At 60.4% G+C, this 24,494-nt stretch carries 21 protein-coding genes; 3 read left to right on the forward strand and 18 right to left on the reverse strand.

Annotated elements, in window-relative coordinates:
* Positions 1-5: 5 nt before the first annotated feature.
* From BLS91_RS13520 to BLS91_RS13570, 11 genes are all read right to left on the reverse strand, one after another.
* Entirely contained in the window at positions 6-1,565 is a 1,560-nt protein-coding gene (locus tag BLS91_RS13520; RefSeq protein ID WP_092341280.1) for an FGGY family carbohydrate kinase, read from the reverse strand.
* A complete protein-coding gene (gene glpD, locus BLS91_RS13525) occupies positions 1,562-3,289 on the reverse strand; it encodes a glycerol-3-phosphate dehydrogenase (protein ID WP_092341281.1) in 1,728 nt (575 codons plus the stop codon). Before glpD ends, BLS91_RS13520 begins: the two co-directional genes overlap by 4 nt.
* Positions 3,290-3,327: 38 nt before the next feature.
* Positions 3,328-3,570, reverse strand: a complete 243-nt coding sequence (locus BLS91_RS13530; RefSeq protein WP_092341282.1) for a biotin/lipoyl-containing protein — start codon at positions 3,568-3,570, stop codon at positions 3,328-3,330.
* 18 nt (positions 3,571-3,588) lie between these two features.
* Positions 3,589-4,617 carry an alpha-ketoacid dehydrogenase subunit beta gene (locus BLS91_RS13535; protein WP_092341283.1) on the reverse strand — a complete coding sequence of 343 codons (1,029 nt, stop codon included), beginning with the start codon at positions 4,615-4,617 and terminating at the stop codon, positions 3,589-3,591.
* Positions 4,614-5,597, reverse strand: a complete 984-nt coding sequence (locus tag BLS91_RS13540) for a thiamine pyrophosphate-dependent dehydrogenase E1 component subunit alpha (RefSeq protein ID WP_198412702.1) — start codon at positions 5,595-5,597, stop codon at positions 4,614-4,616. Before BLS91_RS13540 ends, BLS91_RS13535 begins: the two co-directional genes overlap by 4 nt.
* Positions 5,598-5,671: 74 nt before the next feature.
* The gene (locus BLS91_RS13545) at positions 5,672-6,604 is read right to left on the reverse strand and encodes an HAD-IIA family hydrolase (RefSeq protein ID WP_233197164.1); all 933 of its coding nucleotides are present in this window, start codon (positions 6,602-6,604) and stop codon (positions 5,672-5,674) included.
* Positions 6,601-8,106, reverse strand: coding sequence for a xylulokinase (locus BLS91_RS13550; RefSeq protein WP_092341284.1), 1,506 nt, complete (start codon positions 8,104-8,106; stop codon positions 6,601-6,603). The genes BLS91_RS13545 and BLS91_RS13550 overlap by 4 nt, the downstream gene beginning before the upstream one ends.
* The gene (locus BLS91_RS13555) at positions 8,103-9,545 is read right to left on the reverse strand and encodes an iron-containing alcohol dehydrogenase (protein ID WP_092341285.1); all 1,443 of its coding nucleotides are present in this window, start codon (positions 9,543-9,545) and stop codon (positions 8,103-8,105) included. Before BLS91_RS13555 ends, BLS91_RS13550 begins: the two co-directional genes overlap by 4 nt.
* Positions 9,542-10,429 carry an ABC transporter permease gene (locus tag BLS91_RS13560; protein WP_233197165.1) on the reverse strand — a complete coding sequence of 296 codons (888 nt, stop codon included), beginning with the start codon at positions 10,427-10,429 and terminating at the stop codon, positions 9,542-9,544. The genes BLS91_RS13555 and BLS91_RS13560 overlap by 4 nt, the downstream gene beginning before the upstream one ends.
* Before the next feature lie 153 nt (positions 10,430-10,582).
* Positions 10,583-12,193, reverse strand: coding sequence for a sugar ABC transporter ATP-binding protein (locus BLS91_RS13565; RefSeq protein ID WP_092341287.1), 1,611 nt, complete (start codon positions 12,191-12,193; stop codon positions 10,583-10,585).
* 78 nt (positions 12,194-12,271) lie between these two features.
* Complete coding sequence (locus tag BLS91_RS13570) at positions 12,272-13,279, reverse strand: substrate-binding domain-containing protein (protein ID WP_092341288.1); 1,008 nt, start codon at positions 13,277-13,279, stop codon at positions 12,272-12,274.
* Between the two features lie 832 nt (positions 13,280-14,111).
* Between BLS91_RS13570 and BLS91_RS13575 the strand changes: the two genes are divergently transcribed.
* Positions 14,112-15,125 (forward strand): IS1595 family transposase, encoded by a 1,014-nt coding sequence (locus tag BLS91_RS13575; RefSeq protein ID WP_233197166.1) that lies wholly within the window; start codon positions 14,112-14,114, stop codon positions 15,123-15,125.
* 22 nt (positions 15,126-15,147) lie between these two features.
* Complete coding sequence (locus tag BLS91_RS19635) at positions 15,148-15,360, forward strand: hypothetical protein (protein ID WP_134505132.1); 213 nt, start codon at positions 15,148-15,150, stop codon at positions 15,358-15,360.
* Positions 15,361-15,846: 486 nt separating this feature from the next.
* On the opposite strand, the gene BLS91_RS13580 is transcribed toward BLS91_RS19635, so the two are convergent.
* Genes BLS91_RS13580 through BLS91_RS13600 form a run of 5 tightly spaced genes read right to left on the reverse strand, consistent with a single transcriptional unit; the run spans position 15,847 to position 21,676 of the window.
* Positions 15,847-17,085 carry an MFS transporter gene (locus BLS91_RS13580; protein ID WP_159433860.1) on the reverse strand — a complete coding sequence of 413 codons (1,239 nt, stop codon included), beginning with the start codon at positions 17,083-17,085 and terminating at the stop codon, positions 15,847-15,849.
* A 19-nt stretch (positions 17,086-17,104) separates the two neighbouring features.
* A complete protein-coding gene (locus BLS91_RS13585) occupies positions 17,105-18,625 on the reverse strand; it encodes a tripartite tricarboxylate transporter permease (protein ID WP_092341290.1) in 1,521 nt (506 codons plus the stop codon).
* A gap of 19 nt (positions 18,626-18,644) precedes the next feature.
* The gene (locus BLS91_RS13590) at positions 18,645-19,121 is read right to left on the reverse strand and encodes a tripartite tricarboxylate transporter TctB family protein (protein WP_092341291.1); all 477 of its coding nucleotides are present in this window, start codon (positions 19,119-19,121) and stop codon (positions 18,645-18,647) included.
* The gene (locus BLS91_RS13595; RefSeq protein ID WP_092341292.1) at positions 19,121-20,137 is read right to left on the reverse strand and encodes a Bug family tripartite tricarboxylate transporter substrate binding protein; all 1,017 of its coding nucleotides are present in this window, start codon (positions 20,135-20,137) and stop codon (positions 19,121-19,123) included. Before BLS91_RS13595 ends, BLS91_RS13590 begins: the two co-directional genes overlap by 1 nt.
* Positions 20,138-20,185: 48 nt before the next feature.
* Complete coding sequence (locus tag BLS91_RS13600) at positions 20,186-21,676, reverse strand: MmgE/PrpD family protein (RefSeq protein WP_092341293.1); 1,491 nt, start codon at positions 21,674-21,676, stop codon at positions 20,186-20,188.
* Between the two features lie 169 nt (positions 21,677-21,845).
* Between BLS91_RS13600 and BLS91_RS13605 the strand changes: the two genes are divergently transcribed.
* Entirely contained in the window at positions 21,846-22,526 is a 681-nt protein-coding gene (locus BLS91_RS13605; RefSeq protein WP_159433861.1) for a GntR family transcriptional regulator, read from the forward strand.
* Between the two features lie 21 nt (positions 22,527-22,547).
* Here BLS91_RS13605 and BLS91_RS13610 read toward each other — a convergent pair whose 3' ends face one another.
* Both BLS91_RS13610 and BLS91_RS13615 read right to left on the reverse strand, forming a co-directional pair.
* Positions 22,548-23,279: an SDR family NAD(P)-dependent oxidoreductase gene (locus BLS91_RS13610; RefSeq protein WP_092341295.1), complete on the reverse strand. Its 732-nt coding sequence runs from the start codon at positions 23,277-23,279 to the stop codon at positions 22,548-22,550.
* A gap of 37 nt (positions 23,280-23,316) precedes the next feature.
* Positions 23,317-24,492, reverse strand: coding sequence for an MFS transporter (locus BLS91_RS13615; protein ID WP_092341296.1), 1,176 nt, complete (start codon positions 24,490-24,492; stop codon positions 23,317-23,319).
* Between the last annotated feature and the right edge of the window lie 2 nt (positions 24,493-24,494).

Below are 24,494 nucleotides of genomic sequence, written 5' to 3' on the forward strand. Positions count from 1 at the left end.
GCACGTCAGTGTGCGGCCAGTACCGGGACGGAATCTGGGACCGTCCCGTTGGTTGGGTAAGGCGGTGCCGGCGGCATCATGCGCGCGGATCGCACGGCGGACTGCCAACCGCCGTAGAGCTGGTCGCGTCGGTCGCTGCTCATGCGGGGCTCGAACACGCGCTCCACGCGCCACGTGTCGCGCACGAGATCTTGTGCGTTCCACAGACCCACCTCTGCTCCGGCAATATAGGCGACTCCGAGAGCGGTGCGTTCGAGGCCCTCCGGCCGAACGACCGGCATGCCAAGGATGTCGGCTTGGAACTGGCACAGAAAGTTGTTGCAAACCGCTTTTCCGTCTACCTTCAGCGACGTCACGCTCATACCGCCGGCACGCAAGGCATCAAGGTTGTCGCGCGTCTGGTACGCCATGGCTTCGAGCGCCGCGCGAACAATCTGGTCGATGCCCGTGTCAAGAGTCAATCCAAAAATTGAGGCTCGGACGTCCTTGTCCCAGTAAGGGTCGCAGAGGCCGGCGAACGCGGGAACAAAGTAGACGCCCTGGGTGTCTGTGACCCGTTCTGCGATGCGCTCCATCTCCGCTACGGATCCAACAGCCCGCATCTTGTCACGCAGCCAATGAAGCGTCTGCCCGCTGTGGAATACCACCCCTTCGACTTCGTAGCTGGTGAGCTCGGGAATGTTCATCGCCACGCTGGTAGTCATTCCGGGGAGAAGGAGTGGGCTGCTCCCGACGTTGGCGACGAGCACGCCAGCGGTTCCAAACGTGTTCTTGACTGAGCCCTCGTCGAAACATCCCTGCCCAAAAAGTCCAGCCTGCTGATCAGCGATGATTGCTTGGATGGGTATGTGATGGCCGATGCCGCCGGGCAGAATGCTGGGGTCAAGGTATCCGAAGTGCGAATTGGAAGATCGCACCTCGGGGAGTAGCTCCTGCGGGATTCCGTACACGTCGCAAAGTCGGTCGTCCCACACAAGTTCATTAATGTTGAGCAATGCCGTGCGCGACGCCGATGTCGCATCGGTGACGTGCTCACGCCCGCCGGTGAGGTTCCAGACAAGCCAGGTGTCGACTGTTCCGGCAGCGTAGTCGCCCGTGCCTGCAAGCGCTTTGAGTCCCGGGATATTCTCGATGAACCAGGCCAGTTTAGGGGCGGAAAAAAACGAGTCGTTCCTAAGCCCGGTGAGCGTGCGGATTTCGGCGTCGAGCCCCATGTCGGACCAGCGCTGCACGATCTCATCGGTCTGATGTGAAGACCACATGATCGCATTGTGCACGGGGATGGAGGTGGATCGATTCCAGATCAAACAGGTTTCCCGGTGAGTGGTCACCCCGACCGTTGCAATATCGCGCGCCGTCAGCCCCGACCGATCCATAACCTCGTCGATCGCTGCCCGCATCGCAGTCCACAGCTGGGCCGGGTCAAGCTCGACCCAGCCGTGGTTGGGGAAAAGGGGCGTGAGCGAATTTGATGCCTCCGCGACGATCCGCCCGTCTGTATCAACGAGTACCGCCCTCGCGCTGCTCGACCCTTCATCGAGCGCGAGGACATAGCGGCCCGTCATAGGTCTGCCCGGCCGCCCTGGAGGCCGACATCACCGACGGTCAACCCACTTTGCCGTTCACCGGATGTCGCGCGACCCGGAATTTGCGCTGTGGGTCGGCCGGGGACGGCTAGGTGGCCGAGCCACTCAACGTAGCCGTCGATCTCTTCCTGGATACGGTTTTCATCCCAGCCGTTGATCGCCGCCATGATCTCCGCGATCCGCTCGACGCTCTGGATGCCGTGATCGGGTTCAAACGCCAGCAGAAGACGTCGTGCCATAACGTCTGTGAGAGTTCGGGCGAATTCTTCATGGATGGCGAAAACCACTTCAGCGGCCAGAGCCCCCGACTTTTTGTCGACGATTTCAGCGAGACTGGCATCGTCACTCACCAGAGCCACGATGTTCGCTGCCCGCACTCCGTACAGAGCGAGGAGGCGCTTCGCCACTAGTGGCGGCACAGCGCCGTTCGCAATGAACGCCTTCGAGAAGGCCTCATAGTTTGCTACTCGAGCACCAGGAAGGGGACTCGTCAGCGTAATTGTTTTGATCTTCTTAGCACCGAGGCTGCGAAGCGCTAAGTCAACGGCGTCCTCAGAGAGCTGTCGGAACGTCGTGAGCTTTCCGCCGATGACGGAGAAGAGGCCTTCGACGCCGTCTTTAGCGTGGTCGTGGATGATGTGACTCCGCGGAATCTTCCATTCGGGCACACCAGGCGCGTAGGGAAGTGGTCGCACTCCGCTATACGTGTAAAGAACATCGTCGGTGGTGAGTTTCGCGCCCGGCACGAGGGTGTTGACCTCGTTGAGAAGGTAGTCAATCTCCGACTGTTCTGCGCGAGCAGAGTCCGGTTCCTCGTTGTAGAGGTTGTCGGTGCAGCCGATGAGGTATCTATCCATCCACGGTATGACGAGGACCAGACGGCCATCCGCCTGCGACTCGTAGTACACGACGTCGCGAGGCGCCCCCGGGAACGGGGCTACGACAATATGGCTGCCCTTCGAGCCGCCGATGAATCGGGGTGAATTGACTCCCCCAAAGTCGGCCAGCAGGCGGTCGACCCACGGGCCTGCAGCGTTCATGACCACGCGTCCGCGCACGGAATGACGTTCTCCCGTGATGGAATCGGTGTACTCAACGCCGGTCACTCGAGCATCGGACTTCAACAGCCCATCGACGCGGGAGTGGGTGACGATGTCGGCCCCGTCACTCTTTGCTGCTACCGCGAGTTCAACACAGAGGCGCTCAGCGTATTCAACCTGCCCGTCGATAAATACCGCGGAACCTGTGAGTCCGGCAGGCTCCATCCCGGTGAAGCGGGACAGCACCGCGCCCTTCGTCAGAATACTGTGATTGGGTTGCTTCTTGTCCCACGAGAGGGCGTCGTAAGCGATCATGCCGAGACGGATCAACCACGACGGCCGCTTGTTGCGGGCGTAGAAAGGCATGAGAAGCGGCACAGGCTTCACGAGGTGCGGAGCGAGCTTGAAGAGACGCTCGCGCTCCTTCAGGGATTCACGAACCAGGGCGAAGTCCTTATGCTCCAGGTATCGAAGACCACCGTGAATGAGTCGCCCCGACCACGCGGACACACCGCTGCATATGTCTTCCTGGTCGATGACAATGGTTCGCAAGCCTCGCGCAGCCGCATCGCGCGCTATGCCGAGTCCATTGATACCGGCCCCTACGACGACGAGGTCATACGGTGCGCGGGTATCGCCGGCGTTCACTAAAGATGAGCTCATGGCTCCTCCTGCTTCGTTGTTTTCGTTGAGGCTCGCGTTTAGTCGGTTTCGATCACGGCAAGAATGGTGCGGACCTCCACTGAGGCACCCTCCTCGACCAAGATCTCAACCAGGGTTCCCGTGGCAGGTGACTCGAGGGTTTCCTCAACCTTCTCCGCCTCAACCTCCGCCAACGGTTCGTCTTCATCGACGTGGTCGCCCACCTTCTTGAGCCACTCGACGATTGCCCCTTCACTCATTCCCATTCCCCACTGGGGAAGCAACACATCTATACGCGCCATTTGATTCCTCTTTCGTTATTAAACTGCGGCTGCGACCGGCTGAAGCGCCGGCAGATCGACGACGCGCCGGATGGCGGCCGCAATGGTGGCCTTTGTCGGGTACATCTGCTTTTCGAGCGAGGGGCTAAAGGGAATTTGCATGTCCGGTGCCGTAACACGAACGATCGGGGCTTTAAGCGAATCAAAGATTTCTTCCGCGACGAGCGCACTGATCTCTGCCGCTGCACCGCAGGTACGGTGCGCCGGCTCGGCTACGACCAGGCGACCTGTCTTTGCCACCGACCGCAAAATGGCATCACGGTCGAGTGGAACGAGCGTTCGTGGATCAATGACCTCAACGGACACTCCTTCCTTTGCGAGTTCTTCCGCTGCAGCCACTGCCTCCGGCACGGAGCTCGAGATAGCGACGACGGTGACATCCGTTCCTACTCGCGCCGTGCGTGCGACGCCAAGCGGAACCCAAAACTCGTTCTCGTCTACATCCTCTTTCGAGCTCCACAGGAGGCAGGCCTCGAAGCTGAGGATCGGGTCGTCGGAATCGACCGCGGAGCGGAGCAGCCCTTTTGCGTCTGCGGGCGTGGCGGGGGCAATGATCTTCAGGCCGGGGACGTTCATGAACATCGGATACGGACGGTCCGAGTGGTGCGCGCCGGTGTTCAGTCCATAGAACATGGCGGAGCGGAAGACCACGGGCATCGAGGCCTGGCCGCCGAACATGTACCGGTTTTTCGCCACTTGGTTCACGAACTGGTCCATGGCCATGTAGAGGAAGCTCGAGTAGGAGAGGTCGACTATCGGGCGTAGCCCGGTCATCGCAGCACCAGCGGCCGCGCCGACTATGCCCTCCTCGGAGATCGGGGTGTTGCGAATGCGGTTCTTGCCGTACCGCTGAAGAAAATCACCCTTGTCACTGCGGGATTTGCCGCCACCGGTAGTGCCATAAACATTGGCTTCGACGTCTTCGCCGATGATAATGACACGCTCGTCGGCGTCCATGGCCTCGCGCTGGGCTGCGCCGATGGCACCCAAATAGCTCATCACAGTCATGCTGCGGACTCCTTGTCGGTGTAGAGGTCGTCGAAGGCGACCGAAAGATCGGGGTAAGGACTCGCGTCCGAGAATGCGACAGCCGCATCAACCTCGGCGAGCGCAGTGGCTTCGAGGCCATCGAGCTCATCGTCAGAGAATCCCTGCGACGCCAGATAGTGGCGAAAGAGCATGATCGGATCTTTTTTCAGCCAGGCCTCGCGCTCATCGGCGTTCCGGTAGTCCGTGCCGAGTCTCAGCCCTTCGGAGTGTTCGTTGTACCGGTAGGTCATGACCTCCACCAGTGTGGGGCCGTCCCCGGCGCGCGCCCGTGCCACCGCTTCGGAGACCGCGTCGTAGACAGCCAGAACGTCTTGTCCTTCTTCAACTCTGATTCCGGGCATCCCGAATCCAGCGGCACGCTCGGAAATGATGCCCGATGTCACGGTGTGAGCCGGGGTGCTCAACGCGTACTGGTTGTTTTCGCACAGAAAGATCATCGGGAGGTCCCAGACGCCGGCCATGTTCATCGACTCGTAGAGGACACCCTGATTGGCGGCTCCATCGCCGAAGAAGGCGAGCGCTACTTTGCCGTTGTTCAGCACCTTCGACGAGAGGGCTGCTCCATTGGCGATCGGGATGGAGGACCCCACGATGCCGGACTCGCCGAGGCTCCCGACCGCGAAGTCAGCGAGGTGCAGGGAACCGCCCTTACCTTTGCAGACGCCCGTCGCCTTGCCGACAAGCTCAGCCATGAGCGGGCCGAGCGGTGAGCCTTTTCCGATGGGGTGTCCGTGGCTGCGGTGGTTTCCACTCATGTAATCACCCGCGCCAAGGGCCATAGTGGCGCCGACGACCTGCGCTTCTTGCCCAATGCTGGTGTGAACCGTGCCGGGAATGTGGCCTCGTTTCACCATCTTGGACGCGCGTTCATCGAACGCTCGGATTCTCAACATTCGCAGCTGCATCTCACGCAGGGTATCGCGTGTCAGTTCGGCCATTGGGAACCGCCTTTCTTTCGACGTCTTCGTCTGCGTTCGCGAGTGAATATTCATTCGCGTTGTGAAACTCTATGCTACGCATTTCTGTGTCCCACTGCAAGCGACACGGATGGGACATCCGACCAACCAAGTTCATGCCGTATCGCCACCGGAATGACGTGGTCCACTCGGTCGAGAATGTAGGTGGGCTGGTCCGCTGCAGCGGTGCGCGCCACCGAGTCGAGGTCGGCGTCTCCGGTGAGAACAAGCGCGGAATCCATCCGGGCATCCACGGCCATTTTCACGTCCGTGTACAGGCGATCGCCCGTCATGAGGCATTGCTCTGGCCGCAGCCCAAGGCTTGCCATCACCGTTTCAAGCATGATCACGCTAGGCTTCCCTGCGTTAGCGACGCAGGGCACACCGGTGCACGCCTCGATCGCAGCGACAATCGCCGCCGCGTCAGGCTCACCGCGGCCGCCCGGAAACGGACAATAGCGATCAAGGTTGGTCGCCACCAGAATCGCATCCCGCTTCCACAAAGCGTCAAATGCTATTTGGAGCTTGGAATAGTCGAAACCTCGGTCATAGCTCGCCAAGACGATCTCTATCTCGTCGGGGTTCGACGACGTAGGGATGCCCGCATCCCGCAGTGCCGTAATGAGCGGTTGTTCAGCGATCGGATAGACCGTTTTACCGGGGTGTTCGCGACTAAGCCAAGCGACCATGCTCACCACTGAATTGACAACTTCCTCGGGTGCAACCTGGATGCCGAGTTTCGTGAGCTTAGAGACGTACATTGCCCGGTCGAGAGTTGGGTTGTTTGAGAGAAACACCACCCGACGTTTCGTCTCGCGGAGGTGCGCAAGGAGCTGGAGCGCTCCTGGAAGAAGTTCCTCACCGAGATAAATGGTGCCGTCCAAGTCGAACAGGTAGGCGTCGTAGACCCGTTCGGGCAGCGCCCGTGGTGTGGCCTTCCCGGTCGGCGCCGAGGGCAGGCCCGTGCTGGTAACGGTCGTTTCACTCACGCGATCACTTCGATTCGGTCGTGGAAAAAGGAGCGGAACGCGGGGTAGATCGCCGCGTAGCGGCGATACAGCACTTCGTAGTCATCGGCAGCTTTCGGGTCGGGTTCATATCGGACCTCGGTGGCACTCATGGCCTCGGACGCGTGGCCAATGCTGGGAAAAAGTCCCGCCCCGAAGGCCGCGAGCATGCCCGCGCCTAGGCAGGTTGTTTCCCTTTGGCGCGACAATACAATGGGCCGGCGCAGAACATCCGCGATGATCTGGCACCACAGCGGGCATTGCGACCCTCCACCCATGGCTACAAATTCTTCCACGGTGTCCCCCGTTGCCTGCTCGACCTGGTCCTGACTCAGCCGCAATTCGAAAGCAACGCCCTCAAGCACGGCGCGATAGATATGGGCGCGATGGTGCACGCCCTGAAGACCCACCATGATGCCGCGGGCCTCATGGTCCCAGTACGGCGTGAGAGCGCCGTTCCAGTAGGGAACAACATAAAGGCCGTCACTGCCCCGAGGCACCACCGAGGCTTCGACCTCGAGGGTGGCCTCGACCCCGCCGCGAAACTTCTCCGAGGCGTGAGTGAACGTATCGATGAACCAGGAGATCATGTACGTGCCCGCCCCCACGAAGGTTTCGTACGCGAAGCTGCCCGGAATCGTACCCATCATCGCTCGATACGCCCTGTCGGGCTGGTACTTAGAGGAGTAGGTGCCCGAGATCAGGCCCGTGCCGATATTGAGGTACGCCCGCCCCGGTTCCGCGACCCCCGCCCCGAGCCCGGCGCACTGTCCGTCACCGGCTCCCGCGACGATGAGCGTGCCAGGGAGCAGGCCAAGAAGCTCGGCGGCATCGATCGTGAGGCCACCGATAACGTCTCCGGGAGCATACAGGGCCGACAATTGCGAGTGGTCGAGACCGAGGTTCGTCAGGACAGCTGCGTCATAGTCGCCGGTTCGAATATCGATGAGGCCGGTGGGGTCCATGCTTGCCGTTGAGGTTGCCCAGCGGCCAGTCATGCGGTGCACTAGATAGCCATGCACCTCGACGACGTGCGCCGTACGGCGCAAAACCTCGGGTTCATGCTCGGCCAACCAGAGCAGTTTGTAGTACGAAACGGTCGTGTTCGGCGGCTTCCCGGTGCGGTCGTGCACATCGGCCGAACCAAACTGGTCCACCTGCTCACCGGCCCTGGAATCGAGCCAGAGCATCGCCGGTCGCACAGCTTCGCCGTCGTCGTCGAGGCACACGAAACTCTCGCGCTGGTGCGTTACGGTCAGGGAAACCACACGGCTGACGTCGAGGCCTTCGACGGCACTGCGCACCGCGCTTTGCATAGCTGTCCACCATTGGCGCGGATCTTGTTCGCCGCGCCCCGGCGCGGGGATATTCAAATCAAGCTCGGCCCGCCCACTGGCAACCTCGGTGCCATCCGCGTTCCAGACACTCGCTTTGGCGCCGGTGGTTGAGCAGTCCACCGCAATGACCACGCGATCATCTCTCATGACGTCGGCTCACTCTCTGCTTGAAAGGCCTGCTCGATCACCACGTCCACATCGGCCGGCGTCCACCAACCAAGAAGGAAGAGCAGGTCGATGACCGTGAACCGGTCGCGCATGAACAGACAGTTCGCGACAGCCCACCGCCAGATTTCCGGGGTGACCCAGTCGACAAGGTCGCCCGGGGTGGTGGGTGAGCCCGCGGCGAGCAGACCGGCCGATAATGACGCGGGCGTGGGGACGGCGGCAGCGATAGCGACACCATCGGAGATCGCGTTGGCGACGAGGCCCTTCATACGCTCGGGGTCGGCGTTCCACGCCTTGATCTTGCGGGCATAATCGGACCAGCATTCCTCACCGCGACCGCCGGTCTCGTCGCACACATCGAACGCTCGCTTCACCTGCTGTTCGAGGTCGTTCGCTGACGGGAAACGGAGGGTGAACTCACCCGCGGCGACCCGGCGGCGCAATAGATCCCACGCTGCGGACGCAATCTGAGTCGCAACGCCAACCTGAGCTCCATGGAGGCCTGTCGGCAGGTTGTGGGCGGCGGCATACATGTCGAGCATGTGCGAAACGACGTGCTCAACACCGGAGAGGCACGCCGTGGTACCCGCAATCCCTGTGCCCATTCCGCGGATGGCGAGCATTCGGGTGAGGTCAAGCACTGCTCCGGGCGCACCCTCGGCGAGACCGTCTGCCCACGTGGCGGGGTCACCAGCGAACTCGAGCAGGAAATCCCGCGGGGTCAGCCGAAAACTGGTGTCGAAGCCCAGGCGGTTGGCGAGTTCCCAGTCGGCAGGAGCGGTGTACAGCGAGAGCACCTCACCGAAACCGGCAGTGTTCATGGCAACGGGAGCGTCTGCGATCGTCTTCGTGTCGGCGAGCACTACGTCGGGCCACCGGGAGGGGATAGTGCGCTTTACCCCGTTGCGCAAGACTACCGAGACGTTGTCGGTAAAGCCGTCGACGGATGCTGCGGTCTGCACGATCACGAGCGGAATTCCACCTTGGCGGTCGGTGGCGACCTTTCCAATGTCGGAAATCGTGCCGCTACCGATCGCAACGGCGCAGTCATATCCTTCAATGGCAGCCGTCGCAGTTTCGAGTGCGTCTTCGTCGGCGTGCAGCTGTCCCGCGTGGCCGAGAACGACAATCTGCACCGCGAACGCCTCGGCAAGGAGTTCGCACAGTTGCTGTTTCAGGTCGCGGCCGTCGCGCAGGATGGTCGTCTCGTCGACGAGAACGACTACTCGGGGCACCTCCGTCGATCCGTCGGCTACCAAGCCTTTCACCGCTGGGACCAAGCCGAAGCTTGCTTCGGGCGAAATCACCAGGGAGCGGATGCCGAGTGGCACCAGTTCGACCGCGTCGGGTGTTGAGGCGATGACCGCGCGGATCGCGTCAAGGTCGGTGGGATCGGTGATTGTGGCGAATGCACTCATGTGTGTCTCCTGCTCGACTTTCGGTCAGTGAGTACCGCGGCGGCGATAACGGCGCCAATAACCACGGGCTGGAGGTTTGCGGAGACATTCAGCAGCGACATTCCGTTATTCAGGACGCCGATGATGAGGAGTCCGACGAACGTGCCAAGGAGGCTGCCCGAGCCGCCAGCGAGACTGGCACCGCCGATGACCACTACGGCAATCACGTTTAGAAGGTCAGCAGCGCCGGCGGTGGGCTGAGCGGAGTCCAATCGTGATGTGACGAGGAGACCGGCTACTGCGGCTAGTATTCCGGCGATGGTATATACCAAAATTTTGGCGCGGCGTACGGGAAGTCCGGACAGGCGGGCTACTTCCTCGTTTCCGCCGATCGCATAGAGCGCACGGCCCGACGGCCTGAACTTGAGCCAGAATGCCGCAATGGCGAATATCGCGACGAGAATAACGCCCTCAATAGGAATGCCGAGAAGGCTCGTCGCTGTGATCGCAACGAACCAGTCAGGGAACCCCGTTATTGGGTTGCCATTTGTAATGAACAACGCGAGACCCGCCGCTGCCGACATAGTCGCCAGCGTGGCAATGAACGGTTGCAGTTTGCCGTAAGCGGTAAGGATGCCGTTAATGAGGCCGACAAGGGCCCCCACGAGAAGGCCCGCGACCAGAGCGACCTCGAAAGGCCACCCGGCCATTTTGTACATCGCGGCCATGGACATGGAGCTGAGCGCCAGCACGGAGCCAACCGACAGGTCGATGCCTCCGAGAAGGATGATCAGTAGCGCTCCGACCGACATGACGCCGACAGCTGAGACTTGGCTAAGAATATTGAGCAAATTGCGAGGGGTCAGGAAGTACGGGGACAGGAATGAAAGGGCAACGACGATCACGATCAGGCCGATCAGGGGACCAGGAATCTGACTCATTATCTGTCGGACTCGACTCGTGTTGCCGGACGCAGCCGACCGCGGTGCGATCTCGCTGTGCGCGGGCGTAGAGTCTGGCCGAGGGGGCGTGACGTTGCGGTCGACTATGGCCATGGTTCAGTTCTCCTGCATTCTGATCGGCGTTCGGAACTCTTCTTCGCCGTCGATTGGCGACTCGAGTGGGGCTTCTCTTGGGACGTTGCTAAGCGCAAGGGCCATGACTGCTTCCGGTGTCGCTTCCGCGCGGTCGAGAATCGCACGCTGGCGGCCACCGGACATCACGAGCACACGGTGAGACAGGCCGAGTACTTCTTCGAGTTCTGATGAGACGACGATGACGCCGACGCCGGTTTCGGCGAGTGCTCTGATGGTCTCGTAGATCGTCATCTTCGCTCCGACGTCGACGCCCCTGGTGGGCTCGTCGAGGATGAGAACCTTGGGCTCGTTCACCAGCCACTTCGCCAGCAGCACCTTCTGCTGATTTCCGCCCGAAAGAGAACCCACGGGAATGTCGAGTCGTCCACGGATGTCCAGGAAGTCTCGCAGTTTGTTCGCGGTCGCCGTCACCTTCTTCTTGGTGATAATTCCGGCTGAGCTCAGGCCTTTCTCCCACGGAAGGGTGATGTTTTCGGCGCCGGTACGGTCAAGGTTGAGTCCTTGACCCTTTCGGTCCTCGGGAACCATCGCGATCCCAGCGTCAATGCCAGACCGTGGGTTTTTGATATAAACGACCTTGCCGCGCACGCTGATCTTTCCGGCGTCGGCTTGATCTGCACCGGCGATGGTTCGCACGACCTCGGTTCGACCAGCTCCCACGAGACCAGCGAAGCCAAATATTTCTCCGCGACGAACATCGAAGTCGATGCCCTCAAATACTCCGGCCTTGCTCAATCCCGTGACCGAGAGTGCGATCTCGTCGGTAGCGGGCTTTGGCGCCCGGTGGGAGAAGACAAAATCGCGGCCGACCATTGCCTTGACCATTTCGTCTTTCGTAATCCCATTTGCTGGCCAATTTCCCACCAACGCGCCATCCCTGAGGCACACAATCGTGTCCGCGACTTCTTTGATCTCTTCGAGGCGGTGGGAGATGTACACGATTCCCACGCCACGTTGTCTCAACGCTGCGATTTGAGCGAAAACGTGTTGAGTTTCGGACTGACCGAGTGAAGCAGAGGGCTCATCAAAAATGATGTATTTCGGTTCGCGGGAGAGGGCGCGTGCGATCTCGATTTCCTGCTGCGCCGCGATGGAAAGTCCTGCAACCGGACGGCGCGGGTCAGTCTGTGAACCGACGAGCTCGAGGTATTCCCTCGCCTCGTCATTGATGCGATTGCGATCGATCAGGCCTCGGCGACGAGGCAGCCGCCCGATAAAGATATTCTCTGCGACCGACAGCTCCGGAACCATTCGAATCTCTTGATGAATAAGCGCGACGCCATTTTTCAATGCGTCTGACGGCCGAGCTGGTTCGTAAGGAACGCCGTCGATGGTCATCGAGCCGCCGTTGGCTTCAACTATGCCCGCGATAATCGACGACGTTGTCGACTTTCCGGCCCCGTTCTCGCCGATGAGTCCAACGACGCTTCCGGGCCGGAGCGTAATATCAACGCCTTTGAGTACGGGAATTCCCCAGTAGCTCTTGGAAAGCCCCGTGCAAATGAGACCCGCAGAATCTCCGTCTGCCTGGCCGTCGTAAGTTGTTTGTGCAAGTGTCTGTACCACTGTCATCCATTCATCACGATCGGAATAGAACCGGTGGGAGACGGTCTACCGCGGTTTCCACGTCTCCCACCGGCAGCTGTTCGATTATTTGAAGTCGGGACCGTAGAACTTCGCGGGATCGTTGTCAGCGACGTTCTCACCGGTGACGAGCACCGTGTCCTGATATTGGAGTTCAGGAATGTCATCGCCGTTTCCCTCGGCAATCTTCACCGCGTCCTGCACCGATAGTTGACCCATGAGGTACGGCTGCTGCGCCATCGTGGCCTGGGTGAGTCCGTCGGCGACGGCCGTGAACATCGTCGGGAATCCGTCGATCCCTACAAAGAAAAGGCCCGTGCGGCCTTCCTGCTTTGCAGCCTTAGCTGCGCCCAGCGCCATGGCGTCGCTTTCGCCGAAAATTGCCTTCAAGTTAGGATTTGCAGTCAAGATATTCTGGGCGGCGGTGAAGGCTTTAGTTTCGTCCCAACCTGCTGATTCCTGAGCGACGACATTGACGTCGGGATAGTTCGCTAGTGCGTTTGCGCAGCCTTCGCTGCGCTGCAATTCCGCGGTGGAGCCGAGCGGGCCTTGGAGGATTGCTATGTCGCCGGCGCCACCGAACTGGTCAAACATCCAGGTGCACAGCTTCTCGGCGGCGGCGACACTGTCCGTCGCGATGTATGTGGCAAGTTTGCCTTTGCCGGACTCGGGCTTTTGGTCGACGGCAATGATCGGAACACCGGCGTCATTGGCCAGCTTGACGCCGGCTGCTGCTGACGTTGCGTCTTGGGCGATGAAAATGATGACGTCGACCTGCTGGGTGATCAGATCCTGAACTTGGTTGACTTGCTGACCGGAATTGTTATTGGCGGAGAGCGTGACGAGTTTATATCCGGCTTCGTCTGCAGCCTGCTCCATTCCGTCAACGGCTGCGACGTAGAACAGTGATTTTTGGTCCGCTACTGCGATCCCAATCGTTTGACCATTGTCGCCGTCGTTCCCTGAGGCGCCTGTTGGGGCGACAGTTGGACTGCAGCCGGTGAAGAGCAAGGCGACAGACAACGCGGCTGCCGACGCCAAGGTAACATTCCGTCGAAAATTGATGCTGTGCATACGTTTCTCCTTTGAAACAAACCTTGCAAGTGTGCATATTTATTCATGTCTTGATCTGGCATTCGTCCTAATTGAGTGTCGCATGACCTTGGAAGAGTGTCAAGAACCGTCATCGACATGCTTAAATCTTGATTCCGGGAGTCACAGCAACTATCTGTGCTCAATGAATCCAAGATCGCTATGCCGAACCGTTTGGCTGCGTAAGGTCCGCCTGCGTCCTCCGGACGATCGAGAGCGAACAGTCCTTCAGGCAGGGGGCCCCACCTCCCAAGTGCCGTTCGCGACCTCGATCCGGTTCGTTGTGTCAGCGACAATCCCGAACCATCGCCCCCGCCGTGATCGACTAACACCAAAAGGGAGATCCTCTCTGCGCCATCGCCGCCACCGCACTCCGCGTCGAGCCCAGCCCTGACCTTGAGCGCCCATCGACAGCGGACCGCCGACCGCCTACCGCCCATCAACCACGCAGGTGAGCGGTGGCCCCTCGCCGACGTCTGATATCCGAGCGCCGACGACAAGACGAGACCGGCGCATTGCCCAACCCTCTTGATCGTTTCCCGACACGGCCGGCGCATGAACGACACCCACACTGGCAGGAAAGGTCAAACCGTGTCGGTCCCCACATGCAGAACCGAGCCACCGACTGCTTCGCCGGACAGACGTTGGCCACCGTAGAGACGCGAGCATACTGCTGCCTATAGTCGCCGCCGACGATGATGATCACAACAACTGTTTAGGGCGTCATCGCTCCACGACCCCGTCCATCTCGACCGCAATCGCAAAATAGAATATTCATATTGGGTATCTGCTTGGGTGAAGTAGCCTTGGTTTCATGCCGATTTCACCGAGCGTCAGGCCGCTGTCGGGTGTGGATTATCCGTCCACGTTCCTCGAGTTTCAGGACTGGTTTTCCACGGATGAGAAATGCCTCGATTACCTCGCACGGTTGCGGTGGCCGAACGGATTCGTGTGCCCGCGATGCGCCGCAACGACCTCGTGGCGGACAACGGACGGCCTATGGATGTGCACGGCCTGTTCGCGGCGCACCTCGGTAACGGCTGGGACTATCTTCGACCGGACACGCACTCCGATGCGGACCTGGTTCGCCGCCATCTGGTTTGTCACCGCGCAGAAAAACGGGGTGTCTGCCCTCGGCCTGCAACGTGTCCTGGGGTTGAAATCCTACGAGACCGCGTGGGTCTGGATGCACAAGTTGCGGCGCGCGATGGTCGTCCCGGAGCGGGATCTGCTCACCGGCACCGTCGAGGTCGACGAGACCTTCGTCGGGGGCATCTCCCGCGGCAATGTGGGGCGCTCAAGCGACAAGGTTCCGGTCATCGTGGCTGCAGAGAGCTTAGGGAAGAACCGGATTGGTCGCATCAGGCTGGAGCCAACACCCGAAGGTCGGCTCACCCTCGTCAATTTCACCCAACGCGTCGTCGTACCCGGCGCGATGATCAAAACCGACGGCGCCCGGGAACTCAGGCGCCTGTCCGCGCTGGGCTTTGAGCACCAGTATTTCACCCAGCTCGGCTCGACCGTCCCGGCCCACATCGACCTTCCGGCGGTGCACCGGGTGGCTTCACTTTTGAAGCGATGGATGATCGGCACGATGCACTACGGAGCGTCCCGAGAGCAGTTCGGGTTCTACCTCGACGAGTTCACCTTCCGCTTCAACCGGCGGACATCGAAAAGCCGAGGTCTGTTGTTCTACCGCCTCATGCAACAGGCCGTTATTACCGGGCCGCACCCGATCAAAAGCCTCGTAATTCCACGAGACGATTCGGCAGCCTGTGACGTCAGGCCGACGCCGGATCCAGCGCCCACTGGCGGCTTAGTCCCCTGACTCCAACAGGTACGCTCAGAGCATGTCCCTTATCCGCACGCAGGCCATCGTCAGCGTTACAATTCCCGGACACGATCTCCGACGCGCTGCGGAGAGCCTCAAGCAAGCATTGCTTCCCTACCCAGAAGCACGAATCGTCGCGTTAACGCAAAAGACAAACTGGATGACCTCTTTCATGGGGACGACGGCTCTACTTGCCGCCATCGATTACACGCCAGCCCCCGAAGCGCTCTAACTTCCGCCGCTGTCAACTTTCCATCGGGCCGTTACCCACTTCACCTAAGCAGATACCCAGTATATTCATACTATATGAGGGATCGAAAGACTTCAAATGTCTAGGAGACAGTGCAGAAAATATGACCATAAACCCGCGCATAAAGTGGTTATGTCAGCAAAAAACCCCCGCTTGACCGAGGGTTTTACAGCTGGGGTACCTGGACTCGAACCAAGAACAAATGATAGGCGTCAAGGTGGTGGTGTGCACCTTCATATGGGGCAGACTTCCGCGGAATTCCGCGGTTCTCATGGGGTTTAGTGTACGCGCTGTACGGCGAGATACGGCCTGAATCTGGTCAGTTTTTGGGGTTTATGGTGCGTTTATGGTCACGCAGCCCCAGTGAAGAAAGTGCAAATTCACTATCCTCCGCTTGGACCGCATTCGCCCGCGTTGTCCTGCCGAATGAGGCCTCGCCCAGTTCCTCCTGCAGGGCCCGGCGTGTAATCAGTCCTGGTCGGACGACAGATCCTTGGAAAAATCGGCCCTGAGCACAGCCAGCGTGCTCGCTCCGAGGAGTCCGGCGAGCGCCAGGAAAATGGCCGAGATGCTGGATGCACCCGCGATCAAGCCGATGGCCGCGGGCAATACAGTCTGACCGAGCCTGTTCCCGGTGATGCGCACACCGAGTGCCGTACCTCGAATGGCCCTCGGCGCCTGCCCCGCCACCCACGCCAGCGTGACGGGTTGCCCGAGGCCCAGCCCAAATCCGGCCAGGGCGAGAAGCACGTAGAGAACGGGCAGGGACCCAACGAAGGGGAAAACCGCCAGCGCGAGCGCTGGAAGGACCGCACTCAAGGCAAGAGTCCAGCGCAACCCGGCGAACTTCAACAGCGGCAGCATCAATAATCGCGAACCCATCGACGCGGCAGCTCTGGCGGCGAGCAGAAGACCCACGGTTTCGACGGAGAGCCCATTGGCCTGACCGTACGCCGGGAGGTACGCCGCCAGAATATCGATGGCCGTAAGCACGGACAAACTCACCAACATGGCCTGCGGCATGTTGGGTGTCTTCATCACGCGCCCCACCGATTCCCAGTATTTGAGATGCAACTGTGGCGAGGCGTCCGTCGCGGGCGCCACGCGCTTCTCCCTTCCCCGCGTGCCCCTTGCTGGCTGTATTAGGGACAAAGCAATGATCGTAGCGAGCAGAGAAGCGATGGTCGCGCCAAGGAACACCTGCTCAACTCCGAATCCTAGGGTGTTCTCGCTTGGGTCGGATGCGCTCGTTCCGGCCAACAGTCCCCCGCCCGCTGGTCCAACTAGTTGCCCGAGCGAAACGATGACAGTAAACATGCCAAATCGCCCATTTCGCTTTTTCGGATCACCGCGGTTGGCGACCAGGGCCTGCGTTGCGACAACGCTCAAAATATGGCCGAGGCCTAGAATCGCTTGACTCGCCGCGAGCGCCCAGATACTGTCAATCCAGATCAACCCCACGGCGACGCTAAGAATTATCACCGCTCCTGCGATCACAAATCGCGGTTCTCCCCAGCGATCGACCCATCGTCCAATCGATACCGCCACGAGTAGGGACAACACTGCGAAGGACGACGCGATGAGGCCCAATTCAGCGTTGTTGGCCCCGATCGAGATGGCCTTGTAAGACACCATCGGACGCATGGCGTAAATGACCGTCTGCAACAACAAGGTGATGAGCAGGATTCTAACGAAGGGGCTTCTCATGAGGCCACGAGCCGAGTTGTCAATCGTCCTCCGCTGTTGCGGGGATGAGCGAGCGACGACGACGGTTCTTGGAGATGACATCCGCGAGAACGAAGATCAGCCCGGCCGCTAGGAAGACTGCACTGATCGGGCGGGTGAGGAAAGTGCTCCAGTCTCCGTCTGACAGCAGAGTCGCCTGCCGCAGAGATTGCTCCATCTTCGGCGCCAAGATGGCGGCGAGAATGAGCGGTACCAGAGGAATTCCCAGGCGCCGCATGAGGAATCCGATACCGCCGAAGATGAAGAGGAGCACGACGTCCGCGAAACTGTTCTTCATCGAATAGGCGCCTACGGCCGCAATGACAAGGATCGTCGGCATGAGGAAACGCACCGGAACGTCGAGGATTTTCACGAAGAGGGGAATCAGTGGAAGGTTAAGCAGCAGCAGCAGAATGTTGCTGATGTACAGGCTTGCGATAAGTGCCCAGACAAGTTCGGCGTTGTCCGTCATCAGTCGCGGACCCGGCTGGATCCCGTAGATCGTGAAGACTACGAGCAGGACCGCCGTTGTTCCACTGCCAGGTATACCTAGCGTGAGCATCGGGATCATGGCACCACCGGTCGCCGCGTTGTTGGCGGTCTCCGGTGCTGCAACGCCTTCGATGGCACCTTGGCCGAACCGTTCGGGATGCTTGGCCCTGCGCTTCTCAACCGTGTAGCCGAGCACGCCAGCCAGCGAGCTCCCTGCTCCCGGCAAAACACCGGCAAAGAATCCGATGATAGACGACCGAATAATGGCGGGCCAGGACCGCTTCCAGTCGTCGCGAGTGAGCCAGAGTTTACCTTTCAGACCGATCCGCTCGCCGCCACGCTGGTTCTCGTTTCGGTGTGTCAGGTACCAAAGTACTTCCCCCACACCGAAGATGCCCATGAGCACGATGATGATATCAATACCTTCTAGGAACGTCGACTGGCCAAACGTCAGGCGAGGCACGCCGGTTTGCAAGTCCGAGCCCACGACCGCGATAAGGAGGCCAATCGCAATCGAGACCAGTCCTTTGATCATGTCGGCGCCCATCAGTACAGACGTGAACAGAAGCGCCGCGACCATCAGGGAGAAGTACTCGGCCGGACCGATGGCCAGCGCGTATCGGGCGATCAACGGAGCGAAGAGCATGAGCCCGATCACCGAAAGCGTGCCCCCGATGAAGGAACCGATCGCGGCAACGGCCAGCGCCGGTCCAGCGCGGCCCTTCTTGGCCATTTCGAACCCGTCGATGGCCGTCATGACCGATGACGCCTCACCAGGGACTTTCATGAGAATGGAGGTCAGTGAACCTCCATACATGGCGCCGAGATAGACGCCAAGCATCATGATGAGCGCGGACTCTGGTTGCAGAGAGAACGCGACTGGGATCAACAGGGCAACCGTTGTGGATGGGCCGAGCCCGGGAAGGATTCCCACGACTGTCCCAAGCATGCAGCCGACTAGTGCGGCCAAAACGTTGCTCAGGGTGAGGGCTGAGGCGAAGCCCGCAAGCAATAAAGTGAACGTATCCATATGAAGGCTTATCCGTTTCTTAGAAGCCGAATGGCCCGGTCGGAAGCGCGACGTTGAGGCCGCTGCTGAAGCACAGGAATGTCAACACCGACAGAACTGCGGCGACGATGGCCGATAGCCAGTAGCGCCGCTCTCCCAGATAGCTGAACAAGCCGGAAAGAAGGAGAAAAGTTGATGTCACGAAGCCCAGGAGAGGAAAGATCACCAAGTAGACGACGATAGCGCTGCACAACACACCCAGCTCCCTCACGGAGCCCACACTCTCCTCAGGCGCACGTGGTTTGACGATTCCGCGGACCAGCACGGTCAGCCCGAGCACCAGCATGGCCATCGAAACTGCGATGGGAAAAGTGCGGGGGCCCAGAAAGCCGGAGATTCCCCGTGGCTCGAAAATCTGAAGGGATCCGATCCACCCGACTGTTCCAAGGATCGCGATCCCTAGGCCGGCCCAGAAATCCCCCGTATTGATTTTTCTGAGCACGGCCTGCCTGCCCATTACTCGATCAACCCGACGCTTCGCAGCAACCGCTCACCGGTTTCGGCCTCTTCCTCGATTATCGCTCCGAAGTCGTCGCCCGTCCTAAATAGGGGTGCCCACTGATTTCTTTCGAGCACGTCTGCCCACGCATCGGTCGCGACCATTTTTTCAAAGGTATCTTCCCAATACTTCACGGCCGTGGCTGGCATGTCGGCGGGACCGAATACTCCGCGCCAGTGCTCGACGACCACATCGACGTCCTGTTCGATCCAGGTAGGAATACCCGATGCCGGTCCATCCAAGCGCTCCGGAGCGGAGATTGCCAGGATTCTGATCTCACCCGCTTCGTACTGTGGTAGTGCCTCGGAGAACCCGGTTGAAATGGCATCCACCTGTCCCCCCAACAGTTGTGTGAGGAGATCGCCACCGCTGCTGAAGGCCACGATGTTGAGGTCCTCGGCCGCGACTCCCGCCGCTTCAGCGGCTCTTAGGAGATGAAGCTGGTCATCACTGGGTACCGTTCCAACGCCGAGGGTCAGTGCGCGGGTATCTTCCCGAAGCGCTTCCATCACCTGGCTACCCGAAGTGAACGGAGAATCCTCTCGTACGGCGAGAACTACGTACTCGGTCATAAGTTGGGCGATCGGGACAAAATCCTTGCCCATTGTGAGGTCTGTGGTTCCCATAATCGGATTCAAATAGACTCGATTAGAGTTTCCTAAGAGCGTTTCGGCTGTGCCCGCGCGCTGACGCCCAAGCGCCATGGTGGGGTTTCCACCACCGCCACCGATATTAGTGATGTCGATCTGGGCATCTGTGAGGCTTTCAGCGCTAAGCGTCTGTTGGATCTGGCGGGCGAAGAGGTCAAGCCCCCCGCCGGGATCGCCCGCCGTGGCGAATTCAATTGCCCCACTCGGGTATTCGACAGCACCATCAGTACCCCCGCTGCCCGCGTTACTCGAACAACTGACTCCTGTTATAGCTACGATGGCCGCTGTAGCGGCTGCCAGGGTAAATCGTGCGCTGCGCTTCATTGCACTGTGCCTTCCGTTAGTTGGTCGCTGTGGATTCAGGTCGGTTGTTTAGGTGAGCGCCGTTTCCGGCACGAGAAGGTCGGAGAGCGCGCCAATGTCGAATCCGTCACCACCGGACGGAGAGCCAAGAAACAGAATCTGGCGCTCAATCTGCGAAACCTGCGGTGCCGAGAGCACCGATCCTGCGAGAGTTCGAAATTTTTTCAACACGTCATCGCGGGTCAACGGATTTCCGGCACTGCCTCGAGGAAACTCGCAACTCTCCTCATAGGTCTGCCCATCCTTCGTTCGAACTGTGAGGCGGATCAGATGACGTCGGTCACTCCCGAGAGAATCAATGCTCGAATCCGCGCGAACGCGAATTCGATCGACGATATCGAGAATGTGCGGGTCGGCCAGTCTGGAAGGATCGAACTGGTCGAGGGCTAATTCACCATCGGTCATGGCCACAGCGAGGCAGTACGACAGATTCATCTGGGCCGTCGTTACGCTTCCCGGAATGTACGCCCAGCCGACATGCTCCAGAGTCAGCGTCGAACACCTGACCTCGACATCTTCAATGTCCTCGGAAGTCAGCCCCTCGCGCGTCTGGACGGCCCACCATGCATCGATACTGGTGTGATTTGAGCCGCAGCACGGATAATACTTGATGGAAAAATTTTCGGTCTCCCAATGTTCGCCCAATCCACAACACACTTCCGCGAGGCCTGGGGCCAGCGTGTCAGAATAGGTGGCCGCAAACCCGCCATACGGGGCCTCAAGGACTGATGCCGTTCCAGTGAGTCCGCGAGCCGCGAGCAAGGCGGAAGTCACCCCGGACTGCCCGGAATGACCGGCGTGAACGCGCTTTACCATGGCGCCGAACTGCGCAGCCATGAGATACCCACCAAACGACCCTGCAATTCCGAGTGCGTGGGCCGTCTTACCGGCATCCAGATGCAGCAGCCGGGACGCAGTCGCTGCGGCGGCAAAGGTCGCAGTGTTCGGACTGGGATGGAATCCCCGCGCCAGTTGACCAGCGCCGGTGGCCAGACCAATCCGTGCTGCAATCTCGAACCCGATAACAATAGCGTGGAGAAGCTCTTCCGCTGTCACCGGCTCGGCGGGAATGCTCACGTCGCGCGTCTCGGGCGTGGAATGAGCTGATTGGAAGGCCCGCATCTCGGCGATAGCGAACGCAACTGGAATCACCTGTGCGCCAGCATGAACGACGGCGGCGGGGTGTAGGTCGTCGTATTCGAGCGCGTGAACCGCTGTTCCATTGGCGAACGGCGCCAGTGCGCCGGCGACTCGCTGCCGCGTACCCCAGATAGTGGCTTCACCCCGACCACCCGCAGCCCCGGCGAATCCTGCTGTGATGCGAGACCATTCCTCGCGTGCGCCTAACAGCCCGCATCCGAGCGCATCGAGAATGAGAAGCCGAGTGTGTTCAGTGACGCCGCGCGGAATACTGCCTAACTCCGAGCCAGCGACCCATGCGGCCAGTGTGGCTGTCGTGCCGAGCTTGTGTTCACGATCGGAACTGTGGAATCCCCCCATGCAACACCTCCTTGTGTCGTCTGTAGTCTGTCACCTGTCGACAGGATGTCAATGTTTATTTCGAAGACGCACGATTCGGCTACGTCAGGCATACTGTCCACTGAGCTACTGGCGCTTCTGACCACGGGGCGATTTGACACTTCAGATGAAATCTCAGCGAGGCAAAAGCGTGACAATCAATCATTCGATTCCGGACGACGTAGTCGAGCAGCCGGTCCCCTACTCCGAGCAGACGGCACGCATCGTTCGTAGAGCGATTCTTGCCGGAAACTACGCCCCTGGTGAGCGTCTCAGTGAGGTAGAACTATCCAAACAATTGGGCATTAGTCGCAGTCCCATTCGTGAGGGACTGCGAAAGCTCGCCGATGAAGGCTTGGTGGTCATTCATCCTGGACGAGGCGCATTCGTCGCCGGCTTCGACCTGACCGAGATTCGTCAACTCATGGAATTCCGTCAGGCGCTCGACGTCATGGCCGCCGGACTGGCCGCGGAGCGGGCATCTGAAGCTCAGCTCAGGGAAATGCAGGCGGCGCTCGACGCTGGCACGGTTGCCCATCGCGGCACCAACGGCATCTCACCGCCTTGGAGCACCGACTTTCATCTATTGGTGCTCCAGGCGGCCAGCAACCCAAAAATATTCGATCGGGGTATGGAAGTCCACACCCAGCTACACCTCGTCCGCTTTCGGTCCGGGTCTGCGGTGGGGAGCGCTGAGACCGTGCACAGCGAGCATCAGGCCATCCTGGATGCCATCCGCTCCGGGAATGCGATGGATGCTGAGGCCGCCATGCGGCGGCACGTCGCCCAAGCGTACGATCGAATTGCCCATGTGGTCCAACACGGTGAATGATCGCTTGACCCAGCCCCCAAACTAGCTCATCAACTCGCCACCATTGGCGCCCCAGGTCTGACCGGTGACGTAACCACCGGCTTCGGAGACCAGAAAGCCCACCACGGCAGCGATGTCGTCGGGTTGGCCGAAACGCCCAAGCACGCCCACTCCGGCTCGCTCGATCATTCGCGCCGAGTCGGGCTCGTCGCGGTCCGTGATAATGGTTCCCGGACAGACGGCATTCACCGTAATGCCGTCCCGACCGAATTCCTGAGCGAGCGAACGAGTCAAGCCGACCAGGGCATGCTTAGCGGCTGAGGAGCTCGCACGACCGGCCGCACCCACTTGGGATCGTACACCGGTCATGCTGACGATGCGTCCCCAGCCGGCGGCCTGCATTCCGGGAATGAAGGCCTGGCACAAGGCGACCGGTGCCTCGACGTTCACTGCGAAGACTTCTCGCCACTCAGCCGGAACTACCTCCAGAAATGGCCGTCGCGGGCGAATCGCCGCATTGTTGACCAGGACGTCGACTCTCCCGATCTCGCCAATCACCCGCTGCACTGCATCCGCGTCGGCCAAGTCGGCAAGGACAACTTCGGCGTGCACCCCAAGTCGCTCAATCTGTCTCGCGACTTCTAGCGCGCCTTCTTCGTCTCGGCGTGTGTGCACCACGATGTCGAAACCTTGCCTGGCCAGAGCGAGGGCAGTGGCTCGGCCGATATTGCGTGCGGCACCGGTGATTAGGGCGCGTTTACGTGGTGCTGTCATGGTGATTCTCCTGACGGGGTCGAATGCGGCGGCGTCATCATTTCGGGCGACGGTTCATGCGCCCGCTGGTTACGGCGACGACGGCGAGCCCTGCGGCCGTCGCCGCAAATACCCCGGGCACGCCCCAGGAAGCTGCGACCAGACCGACAACCGCGGGTACGGCGGATTGTCCGAACCGGTTGGCGCTCAGTCGCAGCGCCAACCATGTGCCCCGTGTGCCGGGTGGCGCGGTGAGAGCTATCACCGACATGGTCAAGGGCTGTCCGATGCCGAGGGAGACTCCAGCGAGAACGAGCGCTGCGCCGAGAAACCATACGTTGAGGGGCAGGGTGAGCATCGTGACGGCCACGGCAGACACCGCCGTTGATCCGACGATCAGCCTGTCCCGGCCGAACCGTGCGGCGAGTGGCCCGAGAAAGAACCGCGACACGATGGTGGCTATGGCCCTCACCATCAGGAGAATGCCTATGACGCTTGCCGGGATCTGGCGCTCGACGCCCAGCGCCGGGAGATACACGGAGAGCAGGTCCACTGCTGCTAAGACCATCATGCTCACCAACATCGCTCCGATCATGCGTCGTCTCGTGGCCTTTGGCGCTCGCAGGGCTGCTCGCAACGATCCCGAAGGCGCCGGTGCCGCAAGAGTTCCGTTTGGTTCCCGCCGAGCCAGGAAGCCCGTAGGCACGAGCAGAAGCACGGCGGCGATGAACGCGATCAGGAACAGCGTTGATGTCGGCGGCAAGATGCTGCTCCCGCCGACGATTGCGATGACGCCTGGGCCCGCGGCCTGCCCTATCGTTCCCGCCACGGTGTAGTAGCCGAAGGCAGCATCTAAGCGTTTGTCGTCGGATTTTGCCACGCGGCTCTGCTGACCGACCACTGAGAGCAGATGACCGAGCCCCAGCAGAACATTCCAGGCCAGCAGCAAGGTCAGAGTGGGCGTCCAGAACACGAGACCGGCGGCCGCGATTGCGAAGAGCATTGCGCCCAGGATCAAGACGAGCCGCTCGCCCCGAACGTCGGCGATACGTCCTACGAACACTGCAATGAAGAGCGGCAGGACCGCGAAGCTGGAGGCGACGAGCCCGAGCCAGGTTAGTGGTACGCCCAGTTCCAGTGCCCGATAGGCGGCAGTCGGCCGCACGATGTATGCAATGAGTTGCACCAGCATGGCGTGCTGGAAGAGCGCCCACGGCCACTGACGCAGGGACATCA

The organism is Cryobacterium flavum (genome assembly GCF_900103805.1).
GTDB lineage: Bacteria > Actinomycetota > Actinomycetes > Actinomycetales > Microbacteriaceae > Cryobacterium > Cryobacterium flavum.